General features: G+C 56.5%; 22 protein-coding genes. 10 read left to right on the top strand and 12 right to left on the bottom strand.

The genetic code is table 11. The annotated features are described in order from the left end of the window. Positions 1–463 precede the first annotated feature (463 nt). Entirely contained in the window at positions 464–1,645 is a 1,182-nt protein-coding gene (locus ACR0IO_RS17685) for a Zn-dependent hydrolase (RefSeq protein ID WP_480743190.1), read from the bottom strand. A 159-nt stretch (positions 1,646–1,804) separates the two neighbouring features. On the opposite strand from ACR0IO_RS17685, the gene ACR0IO_RS17680 reads away from it, so the two are divergent. From ACR0IO_RS17680 to ACR0IO_RS17665, 4 genes are read left to right on the top strand one after another with little or no spacing between them, the layout of a single operon-like run. Beyond that, the gene (locus ACR0IO_RS17680) at positions 1,805–2,455 is read left to right on the top strand and encodes a histidine phosphatase family protein (protein ID WP_480743188.1); all 651 of its coding nucleotides are present in this window, start codon (positions 1,805–1,807) and stop codon (positions 2,453–2,455) included. A gap of 25 nt (positions 2,456–2,480) precedes the next feature. Then, positions 2,481–3,095 (top strand): glutathione S-transferase family protein, encoded by a 615-nt coding sequence (locus ACR0IO_RS17675; protein WP_480743186.1) that lies wholly within the window; start codon positions 2,481–2,483, stop codon positions 3,093–3,095. Between the two features lie 14 nt (positions 3,096–3,109). Then, complete coding sequence (locus ACR0IO_RS17670; RefSeq protein ID WP_480743184.1) at positions 3,110–4,165, top strand: saccharopine dehydrogenase; 1,056 nt, start codon at positions 3,110–3,112, stop codon at positions 4,163–4,165. Between the two features lie 3 nt (positions 4,166–4,168). Further along, positions 4,169–5,308, top strand: coding sequence for a saccharopine dehydrogenase family protein (locus tag ACR0IO_RS17665; RefSeq protein WP_480743180.1), 1,140 nt, complete (start codon positions 4,169–4,171; stop codon positions 5,306–5,308). Positions 5,309–5,455: 147 nt separating this feature from the next. On the opposite strand, the gene ACR0IO_RS17660 is transcribed toward ACR0IO_RS17665, so the two are convergent. From ACR0IO_RS17660 to ACR0IO_RS17640, 5 genes are all read right to left on the bottom strand, one after another. Next, positions 5,456–5,638, bottom strand: a complete 183-nt coding sequence (locus ACR0IO_RS17660) for a YjiS-like domain-containing protein (protein WP_155146273.1) — start codon at positions 5,636–5,638, stop codon at positions 5,456–5,458. A 71-nt stretch (positions 5,639–5,709) separates the two neighbouring features. Further along, complete coding sequence (locus ACR0IO_RS17655; protein ID WP_480743175.1) at positions 5,710–5,946, bottom strand: DUF1127 domain-containing protein; 237 nt, start codon at positions 5,944–5,946, stop codon at positions 5,710–5,712. Positions 5,947–6,102: 156 nt separating this feature from the next. Beyond that, complete coding sequence (locus tag ACR0IO_RS17650; RefSeq protein WP_480743172.1) at positions 6,103–7,140, bottom strand: hypothetical protein; 1,038 nt, start codon at positions 7,138–7,140, stop codon at positions 6,103–6,105. Between the two features lie 139 nt (positions 7,141–7,279). Beyond that, positions 7,280–7,597, bottom strand: coding sequence for a DUF3775 domain-containing protein (locus ACR0IO_RS17645; protein ID WP_155146279.1), 318 nt, complete (start codon positions 7,595–7,597; stop codon positions 7,280–7,282). 100 nt (positions 7,598–7,697) lie between these two features. Next, a complete protein-coding gene (locus ACR0IO_RS17640; RefSeq protein WP_480743197.1) occupies positions 7,698–8,468 on the bottom strand; it encodes a DUF1365 domain-containing protein in 771 nt (256 codons plus the stop codon). A 330-nt stretch (positions 8,469–8,798) separates the two neighbouring features. On the opposite strand from ACR0IO_RS17640, the gene ACR0IO_RS17635 reads away from it, so the two are divergent. The 4 genes from ACR0IO_RS17635 to ACR0IO_RS17620 all read left to right on the top strand — a co-directional run bounded on the left by ACR0IO_RS17635 (position 8,799) and on the right by ACR0IO_RS17620 (position 11,882). Next, positions 8,799–9,314, top strand: a complete 516-nt coding sequence (locus tag ACR0IO_RS17635) for a sigma-70 family RNA polymerase sigma factor (protein WP_437436578.1) — start codon at positions 8,799–8,801, stop codon at positions 9,312–9,314. A gap of 10 nt (positions 9,315–9,324) precedes the next feature. Beyond that, the gene (locus ACR0IO_RS17630) at positions 9,325–9,975 is read left to right on the top strand and encodes a ChrR family anti-sigma-E factor (protein WP_480743168.1); all 651 of its coding nucleotides are present in this window, start codon (positions 9,325–9,327) and stop codon (positions 9,973–9,975) included. Between the two features lie 72 nt (positions 9,976–10,047). After that, positions 10,048–11,118 (top strand): bifunctional transcriptional activator/DNA repair enzyme AdaA, encoded by a 1,071-nt coding sequence (locus ACR0IO_RS17625; protein ID WP_480743164.1) that lies wholly within the window; start codon positions 10,048–10,050, stop codon positions 11,116–11,118. Next, a complete protein-coding gene (locus ACR0IO_RS17620) occupies positions 11,115–11,882 on the top strand; it encodes an isocitrate lyase/PEP mutase family protein (RefSeq protein ID WP_480743162.1) in 768 nt (255 codons plus the stop codon). The genes ACR0IO_RS17625 and ACR0IO_RS17620 overlap by 4 nt, the downstream gene beginning before the upstream one ends. A gap of 20 nt (positions 11,883–11,902) precedes the next feature. Here ACR0IO_RS17620 and ACR0IO_RS17615 read toward each other — a convergent pair whose 3' ends face one another. The 6 genes from ACR0IO_RS17615 to ACR0IO_RS17590 form a co-directional block, all read right to left on the bottom strand. Next, complete coding sequence (locus tag ACR0IO_RS17615) at positions 11,903–13,141, bottom strand: DNA recombination protein RmuC (protein WP_480743160.1); 1,239 nt, start codon at positions 13,139–13,141, stop codon at positions 11,903–11,905. A 57-nt stretch (positions 13,142–13,198) separates the two neighbouring features. Continuing rightward, positions 13,199–15,064, bottom strand: a complete 1,866-nt coding sequence (gene mutL, locus ACR0IO_RS17610) for a DNA mismatch repair endonuclease MutL (RefSeq protein ID WP_480743158.1) — start codon at positions 15,062–15,064, stop codon at positions 13,199–13,201. Positions 15,065–15,344: 280 nt separating this feature from the next. Continuing rightward, positions 15,345–16,274, bottom strand: coding sequence for a metal ABC transporter permease (locus ACR0IO_RS17605; RefSeq protein WP_155146295.1), 930 nt, complete (start codon positions 16,272–16,274; stop codon positions 15,345–15,347). Continuing rightward, positions 16,271–17,476, bottom strand: coding sequence for a metal ABC transporter permease (locus tag ACR0IO_RS17600; RefSeq protein ID WP_480743155.1), 1,206 nt, complete (start codon positions 17,474–17,476; stop codon positions 16,271–16,273). Before ACR0IO_RS17600 ends, ACR0IO_RS17605 begins: the two co-directional genes overlap by 4 nt. 3 nt (positions 17,477–17,479) lie before the next feature. Continuing rightward, entirely contained in the window at positions 17,480–18,283 is an 804-nt protein-coding gene (locus ACR0IO_RS17595) for a metal ABC transporter ATP-binding protein (RefSeq protein ID WP_480743152.1), read from the bottom strand. Between the two features lie 4 nt (positions 18,284–18,287). Then, positions 18,288–19,241, bottom strand: coding sequence for a metal ABC transporter solute-binding protein, Zn/Mn family (locus ACR0IO_RS17590; protein WP_480743194.1), 954 nt, complete (start codon positions 19,239–19,241; stop codon positions 18,288–18,290). A gap of 200 nt (positions 19,242–19,441) precedes the next feature. Between ACR0IO_RS17590 and deoC the strand changes: the two genes are divergently transcribed. Continuing rightward, the gene (deoC, locus tag ACR0IO_RS17585; RefSeq protein WP_170336473.1) at positions 19,442–20,440 is read left to right on the top strand and encodes a deoxyribose-phosphate aldolase; all 999 of its coding nucleotides are present in this window, start codon (positions 19,442–19,444) and stop codon (positions 20,438–20,440) included. Positions 20,441–20,449: 9 nt separating this feature from the next. Next, a complete protein-coding gene (locus ACR0IO_RS17580; RefSeq protein WP_480743149.1) occupies positions 20,450–20,806 on the top strand; it encodes a hypothetical protein in 357 nt (118 codons plus the stop codon). The last annotated feature ends 1 nt before the right edge of the window (position 20,807 follow it).

Below are 20,807 nucleotides of genomic sequence, written 5' to 3'. Positions count from 1 at the left end.
GCAAAATCAACTATCTTACCACCCAACTCAACGTGCAAGTCATACAACGGCGTGCGGTTCAAACCAGGCATCTCATAAACCTCTCTTTTAGTTGAATCCGGCAGGTATCTGGCATCGTTGGAGAACATGGCGCACATTGCAATGATTGTTTGGTCAACTCAGGAGACGTGCCGATCCATAAACCATGACACTGGTGGCGCAGCGGGGCGGGTATGAAAAAGATCGACAACATTGCGCTGGTTTCAAAATCAGGTCGCTGTGGTTCGTGGACGCCCAGATCGGGGTGATGCAAGGATGGTATACAGCAGCATGCCGCCCTTATGTCTCCTATAGGAAACTTTTCTCCGTTTCACAACATCTCAGCCTGCCTTATGAATAACAGGAAGAAACTCAGGCACATATTTCTATAGAACCGGCGGGGTCTTGTGAGATCATCAAAGCAACGCGAGATCCGCACTCAATCTCACAACTGTTCGACAGCCTGCCCCAGCACTTTTAGTCCGGCAACCAGATCGCTTTCGGATGTGTCCTCAGCAAAATCGTGACTGATCCCATTGATTGAAGGCACAAACAGCATAGCGACCGGCATCAGGCGGGACACATTGGTTGCATCGTGCAGCGCGCCAGAAGGCATCCGGCGCCACTGATTGGGTGCGATCTGCTCTGCCCCGGCTTCCAGCGCAAGGCGCAGACGCTGATCCATCGCGACCGGCTCAAGACCCAGCATCGGACCGAAACTGAGATCCATTCCAACACGGTCAGCCACTTCCTGCGCGACGCCCCGGATAATCTCTTCCATACGCCGCAGACGGTCTGCGTCTCCGTCACGCCACTGCATGGAAAACCGGACACGCCCGGGAACAATAGAAGAGGCGTTTGGGTGGACATCCACATGGCCAATCGTCCAGACGGTTTGGGGCGTCACCACATTCTGAAACCGCTCATTTATCTCGGCGTTGAATTGCGAAAGTGCCTGAAACGCATCGCGGCGCAGATGCATCGGGGTGGTGCCGGCATGGTTTTGCTGCCCCTCAAAGCTGATCACCATGTCACGAATACCAACGATATCGGTCACCACACCGATCAGGTCACCTTCGGCATCCAGCGTTGGCCCTTGTTCGATGTGCATCTCGATAAAGCCTGAGAACCGGGCCAGATCGACAAAACCCTGTGCCATATCTGACATGGATGATCGGGCCGCCGCAAAACTCGTACCTGAGTGGTCGGTCAGAGTATCCGCCTTTGCAAGATCCAGAGTACCCGACCAGACAGCCGAACCCGTTGTTACACCAAACCGGCCCTCTTCATCCTGAAAGCTGACAACCGAGATTGGTCTATCACTGGAACGCGCGATTTCCAAAGCCGCAATCACGCCCAGCGCGCCGTCCAGCCACCCTCCTTCGGGCTGGCTGTCGGAATGGGATCCCATCAACAGAGAGGTACCCGGCGCCAGACCAAACAGATTGCCCACCGGATCAAAATGAGGGCGCAGTCCGGCTTCCTCCATCCGTCCAGCCAGCCAGCGTCGCGCCGCAATATCAGCATCGGAATAAGCAGGTCTTACCACACCCTTGCCGATACCCGACGCCCCGAATTCACGCAGCTTGTGCAGATCAGCCAGAAACCGGTTTTCATTTACCGTCATGACGTTCCCCAATTTTCCGAATGGCCCAACCATAGACACGGCATCTGGCCCGGCAAGCTGTGATGTATCGATATGCGACGATTTTTGCCCGCTGCCGATCAAACCCCTCTGGTCCCGGCACGGAACCTGCCCTAAGACTTGCCTGCAAGAGGGACCGTCATGTCACATATCACACTGGTTCGTCACGGACAGGCCAACACCACAGCCCGGGACGAGGAAAACTATGACAAGCTGAGCGATCTGGGTCACCAGCAGGCGCGCTGGCTTGGGGCGCATTTGCGGGACACTCACGCCCACCATCCCCGAGTCTATTGCGGCACCCTGAAACGTCACGCTGAAACCGCTGCCAGCATGGGCTTGCCCGAACCGATCCGGGATGCACGGCTGAACGAGATCGAATACTTTAACATTGCGAAACTGTTCGAAGAGCAGCACGGAGTAGCCATTCCAACAGATCGCGAAGGGTTCGTGCAGCATCTGCCCCGGACCTTTGACGCTTGGGCCAATGGTGACATCAGGAATGCACCGGAAACATTCGACGAGTTCGAAACACGCGTATCTGATGCTCTGAAAGACATCGGAACCGAAGGTGGTCCGGCAATTGTGGTAACTTCGGGTGGCCTGATCTCGATGGTGGTTCGACAGGCCATGGGTCTGGATATCCAGTCGATGGCCCGAGTGGCCCTTGCGATCATGAACACATCAATGCACCGTCTTTACCCGATCGGCACTCAGCTAAGCCCGGTCCTGTTCAATGCCGTCCCACATCTGGAATCGCCCGAACGGCACTTTGCCCAGACCCACCTTTGACCGGCACAAACAACGGAGTTCCCTCATGCAGCTCTACTACGCTCCCAGAACCATTTCGGTCGCCGTGGCCATCGCGCTGGAAGAAGCCGGTCTGGAATACGAAGCAATCCGTCTGGATTTCGCAAGCGGTGAGCAAACGCAACCGGCCTACAAGCAGATCAACCCCAAAGGACGGGTTCCGGCACTGGTTGTCGATGGCGGTATTCTAACGGAAACGGGCGCCCTACTGGAGTATGTAGCCGCAAAGGCACCTCAGGCGGGTCTGGTTCCCGTCGATCCGGTGATGGCAGCACGGATGCGGGAAGTGATGTACTACCTTGCATCGACCATGCACGTGAACCACGCACATAAGATGCGCGGACATCGCTGGGCCGACAAGAAATCCAGCTGGAAAGACATGAAGGAAAAGGTAGCACAGACCATGACAGCGTCCTGTGACTACATCTGTTTGAACGGTCTGCGCGGTCCGTTTGTGCTGGGCGAGGCGTTCTCGCTGGCCGACGCATACCTGTATGTGGTCTGCAGCTGGCTGGAAGGCGACGGTGTCGATGTCCCGACCTTTCCGAAAATTCTCGCCTTCCGTGAGGCGATGGAGGCACGCGCCTCGGTTCAGGCGGTTCGTGCCGCCGGAATGCTCTGACAAAAGGAATATACATGACACATCTCTGGGTCCGGGCAGAACAACGCCCGAACGAAGAACGGGTGGGCCTCACGCCCGAAGGCGCGAAGGCACTGATCGCCGCGGGTATTCGTGTCACGGTCGAGGAAAGCCACGTCCGGGCAATCCCGATCGATGGCTACAAGGATGCCGGGTGTGAGATCGCGGCTGAAAACTCGTGGCCTGAGGCCCCGGCCGATGCCATCATCTTCGGCCTCAAGGAGCTGCCCGAAGATGGCACACCCCTGCCTCACCGCCACATCATGTTTGGTCATGCCTACAAGGGCCAACATTCCGGCCGTGCGTTGCTAGAGCGGTTTAAGGCTGGCGGCGGCACCCTTTATGATCTGGAATACCTTGTGGAAGAGAATGGCCGACGCGTCGCCGCCTTTGGCTACTGGGCCGGATATGCAGGCGCGGCAGTCACACTCAAGACCTGGGCCGCTCAGCAACGGGGTGAAGAATGTCCGCCCGTCGGCGTCTACCCTGGCAAGGATGTTCTGAACGCCGAACTGTTGGCCGAATTGGATGCGACCGGGCAAGCGCGCCCGCGCGCCATTGTAATCGGTGCGCTGGGACGTGTTGGCACCGGTGCAGCGGATTTATGCGAGGCTATGGGCGTCAGCGTCACGAAATGGGACATGGCAGAAACCGCAAGCGGCGGGCCTTTTCCCGAGATCCTTGAACATGATCTGTTCCTGAACTGCATCTTTGCCCGTCCCGGCACGCCGGTCTTTGTCCCGCGCGAAGCACTTACTGCGCAGCGCAATCTGACTGCCATTGGCGACGTCGCCTGCGATCCGGACAGCGACTATAACCCGGTACCTGTCTATGACCGGGCCACCACCTGGGACCATCCTGCCCTGCGTGTCGCCACTGATCCTATTCTGGATGTGACGGCCATCGACAACCTACCGTCGATGCTGCCAGTCGAAAGCTCCGAAGATTACGCAGCGCAATTACTACCTTCGCTCCTGACCCTGACTGCTCTGGAAAACGGCGTCTGGGGCCGGGCAGCGGCTACCTACAACACTCATATCGAAGGGATCTGAGCGATGACGATTCATTGGTGTGGCACCGGCCTGTCGGCCATCCCCGGCCTTCGCCGCCTGATCGAGGGGGATCACAAGGTTACCGTATGGAACCGGACTATCGAAAAGGCAAAGGCTGAAATCGGTGATCTGACGGATGACATCCATGCCTTCGACATTGATGCGATTGCTAAGGTTCTGAAACCTGGCGACGTGATCGTCTCGATGCTGCCCGGAGATTGGCATGTACCTCTGGCTGAACTTGCCATCTCGAAAGGTGCGAATTTCGTTTCATCCTCCTACATCGCGCCCGAGATGCGTGCGCTGGATGACAAAGCACTTGAGGCCGGTGTGGCATTGGTGAACGAGGTCGGGCTGGACCCAGGCATCGACCACCTGATGGCCCATGCACTGGTTGATGACTACCGCGCCTCGGATGCGTTTGATCCGGAAAACCATCTGAGCTTTATCTCTTACTGCGGCGGCATCCCCAAGAACCCCAATCCGTTCCGCTACAAGTTCAGCTGGTCACCACTCGGCGTACTCAAGGCTTTGCGGTCTCCGTCCAGATCGATCCGGAATTACGCCCCGCTTGACGTGGCGCGCCCTTGGGATGCGATCAGCACCTACATCGCCCCGCTACCGTCCCCGGAAAGCTTTGAAGTTTATCCGAACCGGGATTCACTGCCCTTCATGCAACAATATCATTTCGAAAAGCACTGGCCGGTCAAGGAATTCGTCCGGGGCACATTGCGGTTGAACGGGTGGTCCGATGCATGGTCCGGCGTATTCAGCGAAATCGAAACCTTGTCTGGCCCGGAAGGTGATGCCCGGCTGAAGGAAATGTCGGATCAGTTCTGGGATGAGAACGCCTATGACGAAGGCGAGCCGGACCGGGTTGTCCTTTGCGTTGGGCTTAAGGCAGAGAACGAAGGCCGCGAAGTCTGGAACAAAACCTATGTGATGGATGCATGGGGTGACGAGCGCGGAACCGCCATGGCGCGGTTGGTTTCAATTCCCGTTTCACTTGCGGTTGAGGCCGTACTGAACCGAGAGATCCCGGCTGGCGTGCACGCCGCCCCCAGCGATCCGAAACTGGTGCAGGGCTGGATGGCAGAGATCGACAAGCTGGCACAACACCTTCAGATCGTCGATCACACCTAATGACGAAACTCGGACGAGAGGAATACGCTGTTGGATTTCTTGTTTGCCGCGTCTGATACCTGAAAAAGCAAGGGCCATTCCTGAACTGACGGAATGGCCCTTTGCTTTTACGTCTGGCGCGGATCGCTGATCAAATGACATCAGTATTCAAATGTATCTTTCGATCGTTTCATCGATATCGCTGCGGTTGATCCCAAGATCAGAAAGCTCGCTGTCTGACAAGCGGCCAAGCTCCTGAGCTGCACCAACAATATCTTTCCGGATTGCGCGTATTCTCATGGCCCGGTCAAACAACGCTAAAGCGCTGGCGGATGGGACCGTTTCAAGCATCGGATATGTGTCCAATTCCCGTACCTCCTAATAACCCGTTGATTGGCGTTCAATGAGCCAATCAAAAGCGGTCAGTGTACATTCTGCCGAATGGGCTCATGGTGATAGACGCTCTGATACGCACGCCGGTGAATTTCGCTGCGTGGAATACCGATATCCTGCAGGCGCTGATCACTAAGCTGCTCCAGCTCGCGAACTGTTTTTGTGTAGATCCGACGACGAAAGCTCTCGACTCTGGCCTCGGCATAATTGGCAAACAGGCCACCAAACAAACCTTTTTGCGTCTTGATTGACTGAACGTTTTCCATTTTCGTGCTCCTCCTGATCTGATCTTCGTTGCGGTTGTAAGATCAGATAAAGGAACGCTTGCTTAACGAAATCGGGCCGTTTCATTAAGCTATGTTTAGAATACGCATCTGCGTCAGAAGATATTGCAAAAAGCCCGTCACAACTGAAACCGGCACCTAGTCCTCGGGCTCAAGCACCAGTTGAAGAACAAATCTTGTTGCAGGTTCCGTCTCTTCACGCGCGAGCAATTCCCGAAACAACGGATCAAGCCTGTCATCATTCCAGTCGCGCATTGCAAAGGCGATCTGCCCAGCGAAAGATACATCGGCCCCTAGTACACGTTCATAGACTTCAGCAATTTGCGGACGAAACTTAGGGATCGCTGACCCGGCGTCCGATAGTGCTCGGATCAGGATCAGCTTGTCTTCACTTGGCCAATCAGCTTGCGTCACCCGCCCATCAATGGCGGTAATTGCGAAAGTGCCATCCACCTCGATACCGGCCAATGCCCACTCATGCAGGTTCGGCCCTGCTGTCTTCAACCTCGTCAGATAGCGGGACCGGATAAACTCAATTGCATCCGGGTCAGTCTGCAGACCCAAAAGCCGAATGGTGGCCGGAGCATAGTTCAGCCTCTGAATGCTGCCGATATCATCGAGCAGTTGATCTGTGGGCGTTGAAACATTCGTCTGCCGGACCAACGCATACGGAGCGCGGTAGACCTCTACCAACGCAGTATCCCGCAAAACTCGATCTTCACTCGAAAGATAGTTGGCGAAGAATTGTATACGTTCGGACGTTCCACCTATGCCTAGTTTCCAGTGAACACCGTGACTTTGCAGGATTTCAACGAACTGTGACCGTTCCGCCGACATCAGGAACAGCTTTCTCCAGCCTTTGGACAGTTTACGCCCGGCCCGATCCTGACTTTCAGCACCGTAGACAAACAAGACTGTCCGATCTGGATCTGACAGAAACATCTTTCGCGTTGTTGAATCGATCAGAAACGGTATCTCGGGCAAGTTCTCTACCTGCTCTTTGGTTCCTTTGAGAACTTCGGCAGGTATGTACCTGAATGCGTTGTCGGGCGACGGGCGTGCCAGAACAATTACATCTGCTGAAAGCAGATGATCCCCAAGCGATGCTTCAGGCAACGAGATACAAACGACACAGGCATCAGCGGGGCGCGGATCCAGAATTCGCGCCAACAACATGGCTACAACAAAAATGGCCTTCAAACCGCTTTGCATCAGCGTAAGGATAGCGCGACAAAGCGTTTACGGCGACAAATTTGAGTACGAGAAGCGCTTAGGTCCGTTTTATGGAACTTCGCAACAAAACCTTGATGGTTGACTACATCAGATCGTTTTCGACGTCCTCGGCTGAGATGCCCAGCGCATCCAGCCCGTTTTCGAGATGATCTGACAGGTGCGGTGTTCCGATCAGGTAATCGGCGCAAGGGGTCGAAGCCTCGGATTTAGCCGTTGCTATGGCCTCGGCCAGATCTTCGGCGAAAAAGCTCTCGCGGCCAATCCACATGATCGCCACCAGTTCGGCCTGTTCGTCTTCGCTCATCCGGTCGACAAAGGCTCGAAGTTCACCTTCGGCCCGATTTAATTCGCGCCCCATCATGGCGACCTGGGCAACTTTTCTTGCCGAGATTTCCAACATGCGTTCAAACTCCTCTGTCCGCGATTTCAGTTTATCACAAACAGCTAAGCAGATGCGCGTCTTTGATCTCACTCAAACAAATCGGGGCATCGCATACATCTTAACGATGGGATCGTGAAACAGGCTGTTTGGGAACCGGGGCCTTCCTGAAAGGCCGAAACTTCGCCTTTTTTATCCAAAGCCGCAGGCCCTGCCACAAGATCAAAGCAAATGCGCGCCTAGCTCCAAAAGGACGACGTATAAGCGACCAGAGAATTGTGCGGTTTGAAAGTTCGGACCTCGATCCTGTCAGGGTTGCGATCAGCCCCCCCCGCGCACGACCGTAGTCGATCCACACACCGATGCGGTCGGAGCGATAGTCGAAGCGGAACGTATATGTGCCCTCGATCTTCTGAAACGGGGATACATGCATCAGTTTATCGGCGATGATGCGGTCTGTTGGCAAAATGGGCGACATGTCGGGATTACAACAAAGATAGCTATGTCGCGTTCCGTAGGTGTTGGTGACCTCAGCAAGCACTGCGTAAAGCTGATCATCACTGTCAAAGCAGAACCAGAAACTGACCGGATTGAAAACATATCCAAATACCCGGGGCTGCGTCAGCAACTCGATACGGTCAGGTTGGGGAAATGCGAGTTCATCAAAACACTCACGCAACCATTTTGCAGCGCGCCCATGCTTTGGATGCCCTCCATGATCACGGGTCCGCCATCCCATGATGTTTGCGCGATCCAGTGAAAACAGAGACGGGGTTGCAGGTCGATCCTCCGGATCCAGCATGATGTAGTCGATGGAATAGCGAAATGCGTTTTCGATATTGCCTTTACGTCCATGGTAGGTATGCGCCGCGATATGCTGGACGCGGTCCATTCGCAAACCATAGTCATGAAAGCGTTCGGGGTTGCCGATAACGGCACCCTCTGCATGTGTGCTTTCAAACTGTTCAAATGGCATTCTTTTCTCCGCAACACCTTACGGTGCACTACGAAGAATATCGCAATCCGGATTAAAATTCGCATTCAAAGTGATCCGGCTTGGGCAAGGCCCCGTAATGCGGTTATGTTTACCGAGATTGACATCGCGACCATGGATGAACCTGCGGCGGATTCAGTGCCTCCGCAACCTTGGCGCACAAATAAACGCATCAAGGGTAAACCGGTGAACGGAACAAAAAAGAGTTGCGACACCAGAGCCGAGTGGGTGAACCACATCAAGCGCATAAGGGACGCTCAGGATCAGGCGGCCTTTGCCGAGCTGTTTCAGCACTTCGCCCCACGCGTTAAGGCGTTTCTGATCCGGTCCGGATCTGACGCGACAACGGCTGAGGAATGTGCGCAGGAAGTCATGGCCACCCTGTGGCACAAGGCGCATTTGTTCGACCCAAGCCGTGCAACGGTGGCCACCTGGGTGTTCACGATCGCGCGGAATAAACGAATAGACGTAATCCGAAAACAAAGACGCCCGGAACCGGAAGAACTGGACTGGGGTCCGGAAGCGGAACCGGAACAGGATGACGTAATCGCATTGCAGCAGGAAACTGCACAGCTTCGAACGGCCATTCTGGCTTTACCCGAAGCACAAAGAGAACTGATCGAAAAGGCATATTTCGGAGACCTGAGTCACCGGGAAATTGCCTCCCAGACGGGGCTACCGCTGGGAACGATCAAATCACGAATTAGGCTGGCGCTGGATCGCTTGCGCCACGCGATGAACTGAGATGACGACGATGAGCAAGAGTATAAAACATCACCTGACGGATGACCTGTTGATGGCCTACGCTGCCGGCAATCTGCCCGAGGCGTTTGACCTGATGGTTGCTACGCATCTGTCGCTCTGCGACCACTGCCGCGCACGGGCCGAGAGCTTTGAGGCCGTGGGTGGACAGGTTCTGGAAGACCAGACCCACACGGCGCAGATGGGATCGGACGCGCTTGCGGCAACAATGGCTTTGATCTCGCAAGGTGCTCCGACACCCAAACCTGCGCGTAAGAAATGTGCAGTGCTGCCCGCACCGTTGCAGGACTATGTAGGCGGAGATGTGAACGACATTCGGTGGCGGCCGGTTGGTATGGGCGTCAAACAAGCGATCCTGCCAACGACCAATGAGGCAACTGCCCGGTTGCTGTTCATACCTGCGGGCGCAGCCGTACCGGATCACAGTCATCGCGGTATCGAGATGACCATGGTTCTGCAGGGTGCGTTTTCGGATGAGGTTGATCATTTCGCACGGGGTGATGTCGAGATTGCGGATCAGGATCTGGAGCATATGCCCGTCGCTGATATCTCAGAAGACTGCATCTGTCTGGCAGTGACTGACGCGCCGTTGAAGTTCACCAAACTCATGCCGCGTTTGTTCCAGCCATTCCTTCGGATCTGAGTTTCTCGGAAATTTGAATAAACGCCCGAAAACCGTCGTCGCAATGGCGTCGGTTTCGGGTAACCTCCGGGCATGAGATTTGATCTGCCCGATGACGATACGCTTTACTTTGCCCTGATGGCCCGCGATCCCTCTTGGGATGGGCGCGCTTACGTGGGCGTTACCTCGACCGGTGTGTTTTGCCGACTGACCTGTCCGGCCCGCAAACCGAAACGTGAGAACTGCCAGTTCTTTGCGACCATCGCAGACTGCCTGAATGCGGGGTTCAGAGCCTGCAAACGCTGCTGCCCGACGGCACCGGCCGCCCAATCTGACCCGGCCATTTCATCGCTTCTGGCGAAACTCGAGGCCGATCCTACCCGTCGCTGGCGCGAAGCCGACATCGTTGCAATGGGGCATGACCCTTCTACCATCCGCCGTGCCTTTAAACGCCATTTCGGCACCACCTTTCTGGACATGGCACGACAAGCTCGGTTGCAGGCAGGTCTGACCACTCTGGCACAGGGTGGAAAAGTCATCGATGCGCAACTTGAGGCGGGATTTGACTCTCCGGCAGCCTTTCGCGTGGCCTTCGCAAAGCTGCTGGGTTTGCCGCCCGGTGCTTTCAAAGCCAATGCGATGCTGCGGGCCGATTGGTTCGACACGCCCTTGGGATCTATGATTGCGATCAGCGATCCGGTTCACCTTCACCTGCTTGAATTTGCCGATCGCAAAGCACTGCCTACCGAGCTGAAACGGATCCACAAGGCCTGCAAAGGGTCACTGGGTTTTGGACGTTTCGCGCCAACCGATCAGGTCGAAGCGCAGCTAGAGTCTTTTTTTCAGGGCCGCTCAGCCCAGTTTGATCTACCACTTGCACTGCACGGCACTGAGTTCACCAAAGCGGTATGGCGCATTCTGCAAACACTGCCTGCTGGGACGACACAGTCTTATTCGGATATCGCGCGCCGTCTTGGACGACCTGATGCGGTTCGGGCTGTAGCGCGCGCAAACGGGGCAAATCAGATCGCGATCATAATCCCCTGTCACCGTGTTTTAGGGGCTGACGGTACGCTGACCGGGTATGGCGGCGGCCTTTGGCGCAAACAAAAACTCATCGAACTGGAACGGCACTACGCCCCGAAAGAAAGGCATCCTGCATGACTCAATCCGACAAGGCGCGCGATTTCGCAGCGCTGCATCAGCCTGGAAAACCGCTGATCCTTTACAACGCTTGGGATGCGGGCAGTGCGCAAGCCATCAGCAAAGCCGGCGCTTTGGCTATCGCAACGGGCAGTTGGTCACTGGCAGCGGCACAGGGTTACAAGGATGGCCAGGACATGCCGCTTTCTTTTGCCACGCAAATCCTCGAACGCATGGTTGGTTCGATAGCTCTCCCAGTCAGCTTTGACTTTGAGGCTGGTTTTGCAGAGGACCTCGACACGCTGGCTAACAATATTGAACAGGTCATTTCCACGGGCGCGATTGGTGTCAATTTCGAGGACCGTTTGATCGGTGAAACCGGATTGCGCTCTGCATCAGATCAGGCCGATCGCATTGCAACCTTGCGTCGTGTGGCCGACGCTAAGGGCATCCCACTATTCATCAATGCCCGAACCGATGTTTTCTTCCAGGGCAGCAAACCCGAAGAGCACGCTGATCTAATGAAGGAGGCACAGTCCCGCGCCCAGTCCTATGCGAATGCAGGAGCAAACGGGATATTCGTCCCCGGACTGATCACACCCGAACTGATCGGCAAATTCTGTGCAGCGGCCCCATTGCCGGTCAATATCATGCAGATCGGGCAGTCTCCGGATCACGCTACTCTTGCTGATCTCGGCGTCGCGCGGATCAGCCATGGACCTGCGCCTTATCTGGCAGCCATGGCAAATGTCACCAATGCGGCGACCGCTGCATTAAAGTTCTAATCCGGGCATTTAGTTCGAAATCAGCCCTCGGTTTTACCCAGCGGAACCACGTTCGGGTGTTCATCGGGGGCAAGCTCTTCGAAATCGAAATTGTCCAGACGCTGAGCGCGGCGGCCAGCCTTTTCCGCACTGATCTTGATCTCAGAAATATCCTTGGCCGCCTGCCCAAAATGTCGATCAAGATTGCTGACACGATCGCCGAGACGGTCAACATCTTTGTGCAACATCCCCAGCTCCTTGCGGATTGCACCCGCCTGCTCCCGCATTCTTGCATCCTTGAGGATCGCGCGCATCGTATTCAGGGTTGCCATGCAAGTGGTGGGTGAAACGATCCAGACGCGTTTGGCAAAGCTCTCCTGAACCAGTTCCGGAAACTTGGCATGCAGCTCGGCATAGACCGCCTCGGATGGCAAAAACATCAACGCACCATCGGCTGTTTCCCCATCAAGGATATATTTCTCCGAGATATCGGTGATGTGCTTGCGAACGGTACTGCGAAACATCTGAACCGCTGCTTTCAGCTCCATGTCATTTGTGGACCCGATCAGTGCCTCATACGCCTCAAGCGGGAACTTACTGTCGATCACGATAGGCCCGGGCGGGTTTGGAAGATGGATCAGACAGTCGGCGCGACGGCCATTTGACAGTGTCGCCTGAAGCGAGAAACTGTCTGTCGGCAAAGCCTTGGACACGATATCGTTCAGCTGGATTTCGCCAAACGCACCACGGGTCTGTTTGTTGGACAGGATATCCTGCAGGGACAACACGTCGCCTGACAGCTTGGTGATGTTGTCCTGCGCTTTGTCGATGGCGGCCAGTCGCTCCTGCAACTGCGTCAAAGAAGTAGCGGTCTGCTTCGAGGATCCATGCAGGGATTCCTTCATCCGTTCCTGCATATCGGCCAGCGCGCGCGCCGATTTCATCGCGTTGTCTGCCAAACGATCATTCATCTGCTGCTGCACCGAGGACAGCCGCGACTCGACGGTCTGGATCACCTGCACATGTGCATTGGCTTGTGTATCTGAAACCTGCTGCAACCCACCGCGCAACTGATCTTGTCCCTGACCCAATTGCTGAACGTGCTGTCCCAGATGTGCCATCTGCCGTGCCAGAGGTTCGGCCATTCGCGCAGACCTGTTGGCCGCGCGCAGGGACAGAAACAGCAACATCAGAATCAGCAGCAGCACACCGGCCCCGATCAGAACCGCCATGACCACCGGGTCATTCAAACTATACTGGTTGCCTGCAATCTCGATCATGTCAGCCCATTTGTTCTTGTTTTGTTTTACCCTTCTTAGCCGGGTAAGGAAATTGGATCAACTGCGCCCGAACAGCCGTTCGATATCGCTCAGTTTCAATTCCACATATGTAGGTCGCCCGTGGTTGCATTGACCGGAATGGGGCGTTGCCTCCATTTCGCGCAACAGGGCGTTCATTTCTTCGGCTCGCATTCGGCGACCCGAACGTACCGAGCCATGGCAGGCCACCCGGCTGAGGATCGCCTCGATCCGGGCCTGCACCGTCTGGCTTTCACCCTGATCGGCAAGTTCGTCGAGGATATCCAAGACCATAGCGCGCGAATCAACTTCGCCCAGGATGGCGGGGGTTTCACGCACTGCCACCGCGCCGCCTCCAAATGGTTCGATGGTCAATCCTAGGCGGGTCAGGTCAGCCGTGACTGCCATCAGCCGCGCGCAATCGTCTTCGGAAAGCTCGACAATCTCTGGGATCAGCAACGCCTGCGCTGCGACACCATTCTCAGCCATCTGAGTTTTGAGCTTTTCATAGACCAGCCGTTCATGGGCTGCGTGCTGATCAACGATCACCATGCCGTCTGCGTTTTGGGCAATGATATAGTTCTCATGAACCTGCCCACGTGCAGCACCAAGCGGCAGGTCGCTGGCCGTAGGTTCGGGTACCTCAGCGATCGCATCGGGGGCAGGAACCGGTTCGATCACTCTGCCGCTGTAGTCATTCGACAATTCGGCAAATCCCGGAGACTGCGCCTGAAACGCGACCTGTCGAGCTGCGGGCGAAGGGCGATCCATCTGATACACCCGCGCCGGACCGGCGGTGGCTGGTTCGGGCCGCATCGCCCCGAGCGTTGCATTGGCGACGGTCGAAGACGCGCGGTGGCCCGCATCCGCTAATGCGTGCCGCAGGGCTGAAACGATCAATCCACGCGCAAGCCCGGGATCGCGAAATCTGACCTCGGATTTGGCAGGGTGGACATTCACATCTACCAGAGTCGGATCACAATCGATGAACAAGGCGGCAGCCGGATGGCGGTCCCGGCTGAGGAAATCGAAATAGGCCGCGCGCAAAGCTCCGGTCAGCATTTTGTCCCGTACAGGCCGCCCGTTCACAAACAGGTACTGTGCCACTGCCGCGCCACGCGAATAGGTCGGCAATGCAGCATAGCCATAGAGGCGAATGCCCTCGCGCGTGGCGTCGATCTGCAAGGCATTCTCGGCGAATTCGCGGCCCAGCACACGGGCTAGCCGGGCGTGCAGCGCATCAAACAGGTCTCCATTCTCGCGATCGGCCCGAAAGACGACCCGCCCTTCTCCTCCGCCCGAGACATCGCGCAGGGTAAAGGTGACAGAGGGTTCCGCCATAGCCAGACGCTTAACGGTATCCGAAATCGCCTGCGCTTCGGCCCGATCCGTACGCATGAATTTCAAACGGGCGGGTGTGGCAAAGAACAGATCGCGCAGCTCAACCACCGTTCCGCTGCGCAGCGCGGCGGGTTTCACCGCTTCCATCTTGCCACCTGCCACGCGGATTGAGGCGGCTTCGCCCCCAGCAGCGCGACTTGTGATCGTCAATCGACCGACGGCACCCAGTGATGGCAAGGCCTCTCCACGAAATCCGAAAGTGTGAATGTTCAGAAGGTCTGAGCCATCGATCTTGGAGGTCGCATGGCGCGACAAGGCCAGCGACAAATCTGCTGCTGCGATCCCACATCCATCATCGGTTACGCGGATCAGGGTTTTGCCGCCATCAGCGATATCGATGGCGATTCTGGTCGCGCCAGCATCTATGGCGTTTTCCACCAGCTCCTTGACGGCGGATGCCGGGCGCTCCACGACTTCACCGGCAGCGATACGGTTGATCGCCGCATCGTCGAGTTGCCGGATTACCGGTCGTTTTTCGCTGATATTGGGGTTCGCCTGCACCATACCGCTAGACCTAGCACGACCCGACGCGATTCTGCCACCGGTTTGAGGACTGTATTTTAGCGGGAGGGGGGCGTCCGGATGATTGCGGCAGGCCAACAAATCGTAGGCTCACAGTTCCGCAATCATCCGAACGATCCGAAGTGAGTGGTGGTCGTTCATTAACAATTGAACTAGTTATAACACGAGCAGATCGACAAATCTCGTTAAGCTTTCACCGCAGTTCAAACTTGGCAATTATCGGCCTATCTCCGCAGAGACGGGGTGGCAAGAAAGCGCCACGTCAAGCCCCGGATGGGGCGCCAGCGCGGGTTCGACACGGACCAAACACCGCCGCTGTAGCCAGAATAAGCCCGGACATCGTGGCGATCATCCCCGCAGCGCTCACTGCATCGGCCCCGCCCAGCCACAAGGGTCCATAGCCCGCCAGTACATAACCCGACACGGCCGAGACAATGGCAAACACAACGCTCCACGCAATCTGCGCCTCAAGCCTGTTGGTCATCATGCGCGCAGCCGCAGGTGGACAAATGAACATGGCGATCACGATGATCGAGCCCACAGCGTCGAAGGCAGCAACTGCAGCAATGGCCGCGACGATAACCAACGCCATGCCCAACGCTCCCGTCCGGATCCCGATGGTGCGGGCAAAGCCTTCGTCAAAGGTTGATATCTTGAGTGGCCGCCAGAACAGCCAAGTGAACAGGATTACCCCTGCAAGCGTCAACGCAATTCGAGGCAGTTCTGGCGGAAGGCCCGCCAGCGCCTCTAGGTCCCATAAAGAGGGCCAGCCCGTTGCATCCAGCCAGATCAGGCTTTCGAGGTTACCGTATAACGCATGTTCCACGTCCAGATGGACGGTCGAGGTATCGGTTTGCTCCAGCAGCAGGACCCCTGCCGCAAACATTGTGGTGAATACAACACCCATCGCCGCCCCCGGTTCGATCTGACCCAGCCTGCGAATGGCTTCGATCAGAACGACGGCAACCACAGCGGCCCCTGCAGCGCCCAGCATCATGGGCCAGGTTGAAATTGCGCCGGTCAGCAGGAAAGCAACGACAATACCAGGCAGCACCACATGACTGATCGCATCCCCGATCAACGCTTGCTTGCGCAGCACCAGAAAGTTGCCGGGCAAAGCACAGGCGATGGCCGCAAAAGTCCCGATCAGCATCGGTGTGAGGGACAGCGGGACAAATTCTTCTCCGCTCATGGCCGAACCTCCTGCGGGCCACCAATGCGGCGGTCGATTTCCGTGATCTGGTCTTGGGTCAGAACAGTCTCGATATCGCGTAGACCGTCATAGAGCGCTGCGGTGGCTTCATGGGCCTGATCAGCGCGCACGATCTCCCAGCGTTTTTCGTCGCGCAGCGCTTTGGCCGCGCGTGCTTTTCCGGTTTCAGTCGCCACGCCATCGGCGCGTACCATCCCCTCACGCCGCAACAGGCGCAGGGTCAAAGGCTCATAGATCTTTTGGCCTTGTGCCAGCGCCAACAACCCTTGCCGGATATGGACCCGGCGTTGAAACCGCAAATGGCGCAGAACCGCCGCCAATACGCCACGAACGGGTGCAAAGAACAGCGACAGGGCAAAGAAGGCAAAACTGACCAGGACGATGATCGGGCCGGTCGGCAAATTCGGTGCCGAGGCCGACAGCGCCGCCCCAATATATCCTGCAAGACCACCAGCCAGACCAGAGAGCAGCACAACGCGATCCGCGCGCTGGGTCCAGAAGCGTGCCGTCACGGGTGGAATGATCAAAAGCGCCACGATCAGGATCAGACCTACAATCTTCAGGCCAACCACCGTCACGGCCATAACCAGCCCCATCATGGCAAGATCGATGCGATGTACGGACAAACCGCGTGCGGCAGCATATTCGGGATCAAAGGCCACCATCATCATAGGGCGCCGAATGATCATGACCAAAACCAGCGTAGCTGCACCACCAAATGCGATGATCAGTGCATCAGCCCAGAGCATGCCCGCAGTCGACCCCAACAGGAAACCTTCTAGGCCGGCCTGACGGCCCACGCCCATTGTCTGGATCACTGTCAGAAGCACGATGCCTAAACCAAAGAACACCGACAGGATCGCGCCTATCGCGGCATCTTCGGCCAGACGCGTATGGCGCGTGAGCCAGTTCATCGCAACCAGACCAATCCAGGCCGAGATTGCAGAGCCAGCCAGCAACCCGAGCAGATTGCGCCCGTCACCCCCCAGTGCGACCAGGATCATGAAGGCGATACACACACCCGGCAACGTCGCGTGGCTGATGGCATCGCTGACCAGAGCCCGCTTGCGCAGGAAAAGAAATGTACCCGTCACGCCAGCAGAAATACCAAGCAACGTGGCACCAACCGCCACCAGCGTGGCGTTATAGCCAAGCTGCAGCGTCAGAGCATCCCAAAGCATGATTTACCCCAATGCGCGTGAAATCTGATCGATCTGCGCCGTAGCCAGACGACCACCATAGGCAGCTTGCAGGGTCTCGGCAGTAAAGGCCTCGGCCACCAGACCTTCGGCTACCTTACGGGTATTGATCAGGAATACATGGTCGAAATAGTCGGTAACGGTTGCCAGGTCGTGATGTACGACGACCACGGTTTTACCGGCCTCTTTCAGCGATTTCAGAACAGCAATAATGGCTTTTTCGGTTGCCGCATCAACACCGGCAAACGGTTCATCCAGCAGGTACAGGTCTGCATCCTGTGCCAATGCACGCGCCAGAAAGACACGCTGCTGCTGACCACCTGAGAGTTGGCCGATCTGACGATCAGCAAAATCGCGCATTCCGACCCGGTTCAGGCAATCCATTGCCCGTGACATGTGGCGCGCCCGGATGCGGCCCAACAGGCCCAGCTCTCGCGACAATCCCATCAGCACCACGTCAATAACGCGGGTTGGGAAATCCCAATCGACACTGGCACGTTGCGGAACATAGGCAATACGGGCGCGCTGATCATCCAACGGCTTTCCGTAGACTGTGACCTGTCCGGACAACGGCGCGACTATTCCCAACGCCGCCTTGAGCATGGTTGACTTACCCGCCCCATTCGGGCCGATGATCGCGGTCATCGCACCGGGCTCTACAGTCATATCAACCGAGAACACTGCCGGTTTTTGCCCGTATGAAACGGTCAGGCCGCGAATGGCGAGCGGGCTGTTTTCCACGCCCCGCTCTTCCACCGATACACCCTGATCAGCCGCAAGCTCCAACATGGTCTCAGAACCCCGCCGACAATTTGCCGTTCATGCCGCGCTCTGGCACATCTGCGCCCAGCGCTCCTGCAATCACGGTAATGTTGTGATCCAGCATACCCACGTAAGTGCCTTCGTATGATCCCGGCTCGCCCATGGCATCTGAATACAGCTCTCCACCGACGCCGACGTCATGACCTTTGGACGCAGCCCCTTCGATCAGGGCGCGCATTGAGCGGTCAGAGACAGAACTTTCGACAAACACAGCCGTCAGTTGCTGGTCCACCAGCGTATCGACTAACTCGCCGATCCGGTTCAGGCCAGCCTCGGACTGGGTTGAAATACCCTGAATACCCAGAACCTCATAACCGTATTCCTCGCCAAAATATCCAAACGCATCGTGCGCGGTGACAAGTACACGGCTGTTTTCAGGCACCGCAGCCAGAACCTGTTTTCCGTAGGCGTCCAATTGATCAATTTCTGCGAGGAATGCCTCGGTATTGGCGGCAAAGGTTTGGGCTGCTTCGGGGCGGGCTTCGGTTAGTGCTTCCTGTACCTGAACCACCACATCTTTCCATAAAACCGGGCTCATCCACAGGTGCGGATCGTATTTGTCTGCATAATCGTCATGCGCACGCAACTTGGATTTATCGACACCGTCTGCCACGGCGACCACGTTCCGTTTGCGCTCGAGATCATGAAAGAACTCTTCCATCTGCGCTTCCAGATATAGACCATGCCACAGCACCAGATCGGCGCGGGTCATCGCCACGATATCGCTGCGGGTCTGACGATAGGCGTGCGGGTCAACACCAGGCCCCATCAGGCCTTTGACCTCAACCTGATCACCACCCACCTGACGCGCGGCATCAGCGATCATACCCGTTGTGGCAACTACCTTCAGAGGTGCTTCAGCCCACGCCGCCAAAGGCATAGCCGCGGCAAACGCGATTACTGCAAGAAAACTGCGACGAATCATTTCCGACCCCATTTTGGTATCCACTTGAGAATGAATATGCGAACCATTCGCAACTAAGTCAACGCTATTGAGAATTATTCGCAAGAAAACCTATTATATTTGTCCAAATGGTCAAAAAATGTGACCTGAAGAATGTTACACATCTTCCATTTGGCCGCGTCCCGTGCGATTTTGGCGCAAACCTCCCAAAGGATGTGAAGATGGAAACGCAGAGCTCAGAAAGCCCCGTGCGCACCGCGCATCTGCCGCAAGTGACCGAGCCCAGAAACCCCGGCATGGACCTCGATCTGGACTGGGTACGCGCAGTGCAGGTCAATACCTCGGCCATAGAACGGCGCGCCGCGACCTTGCCCGGCCGTCGGTCGGTGAAGAAAGAGTATCAGGCCGCGTGGCTGCTGAAGGCGATCACGATGATCGACCTGACCACACTGTCAGGTGACGACACGGTTGGCCGCGTTCGCCGCCTTTGCGCCAAAGCCCGGCAACCCGTGGCGCTTTCGGTTCTGCAGGCGCTGGACATGCCGCCGATCACCACAGGGGCCGTTTGCGTCTATCACGACATGATCGAAACCGCCGTGGGCGCCTTGCACGGCACCGGCATTCCGGTTGCGGCCGTGTCGACGGGCTTTCCGGCAGGCCTGTCTCCGTTCCACCTGCGCGTGGCAGAGATAGAAGAAAGCGTTAAGGCCGGGGCCGAAGAGATCGACATCGTCATATCGCGCCGTCACGTCCTGTCAGGCGACTGGCAGGCTTTGTATGAAGAAATGAAGGCCTTCCGCGTCGCCTGCGGCGATGCCCATGTCAAAGCCATCCTCGCCACCGGAGAACTGGGCAGCCTGCGTAATGTCGCGCGTGCTTCACTGGTTTGCATGATGGCGGGCGCTGATTTCATCAAGACTTCGACCGGTAAGGAAAGCGTCAACGCCACCCTGCCCGTATCGCTGGTGATGATCCGCGCGATCCGCGACTACTATGACCGCACTGGCTATCGGGTCGGTTACAAGCCCGCAGGCGGTATCTCGAAGGCCAAAGATGCGCTTGTCTACCTGTCGCTGATCAAGGACGAACTGGGCGATCGCTGGTTGGAACCGGACCTGTTCCGCTTTGGCGCGTCGTCGTTGCTGGGCGATATCGAACGGCAGTTGGAACACTATGTCACCGGGTCCTACTCGGCTGGCTACCGTCACTCCATGGGCTGAATAGTTTCAATGTTCAAACTAGCCACAACCACTTCGTTGCTTCTATTGCAATTTGGCCCTGTCTATTCTGAGGCAATGGAATGCAGTCCGTGGATCGTTGATGGCAAAAGCAACGGCAATACCGTGAGTATCGACATAACCGATCAACAACTCACTTGGACCGACGGACACATCGAGTTCAAAGCTCCAATGGTCGATGAAACGCCACTTGGTCAAATCTTTGCGGGACACGGCGAAGTCTACTTCGCTTACTTGAATCGTACACACTCCACAGAAAACGTGAAATCCAAACCACTTAAAGTTGTACGCATTCCCCAAGATCAGACCACAGTTCGATTCCTCACCCTCAACTGCGGGGAAAACTAAA

The sequence above is a fragment of the Ruegeria sp. CE12 genome (genome assembly GCF_056537525.1).
This window is presented reverse-complemented; position numbering and strand designations above follow the sequence as displayed.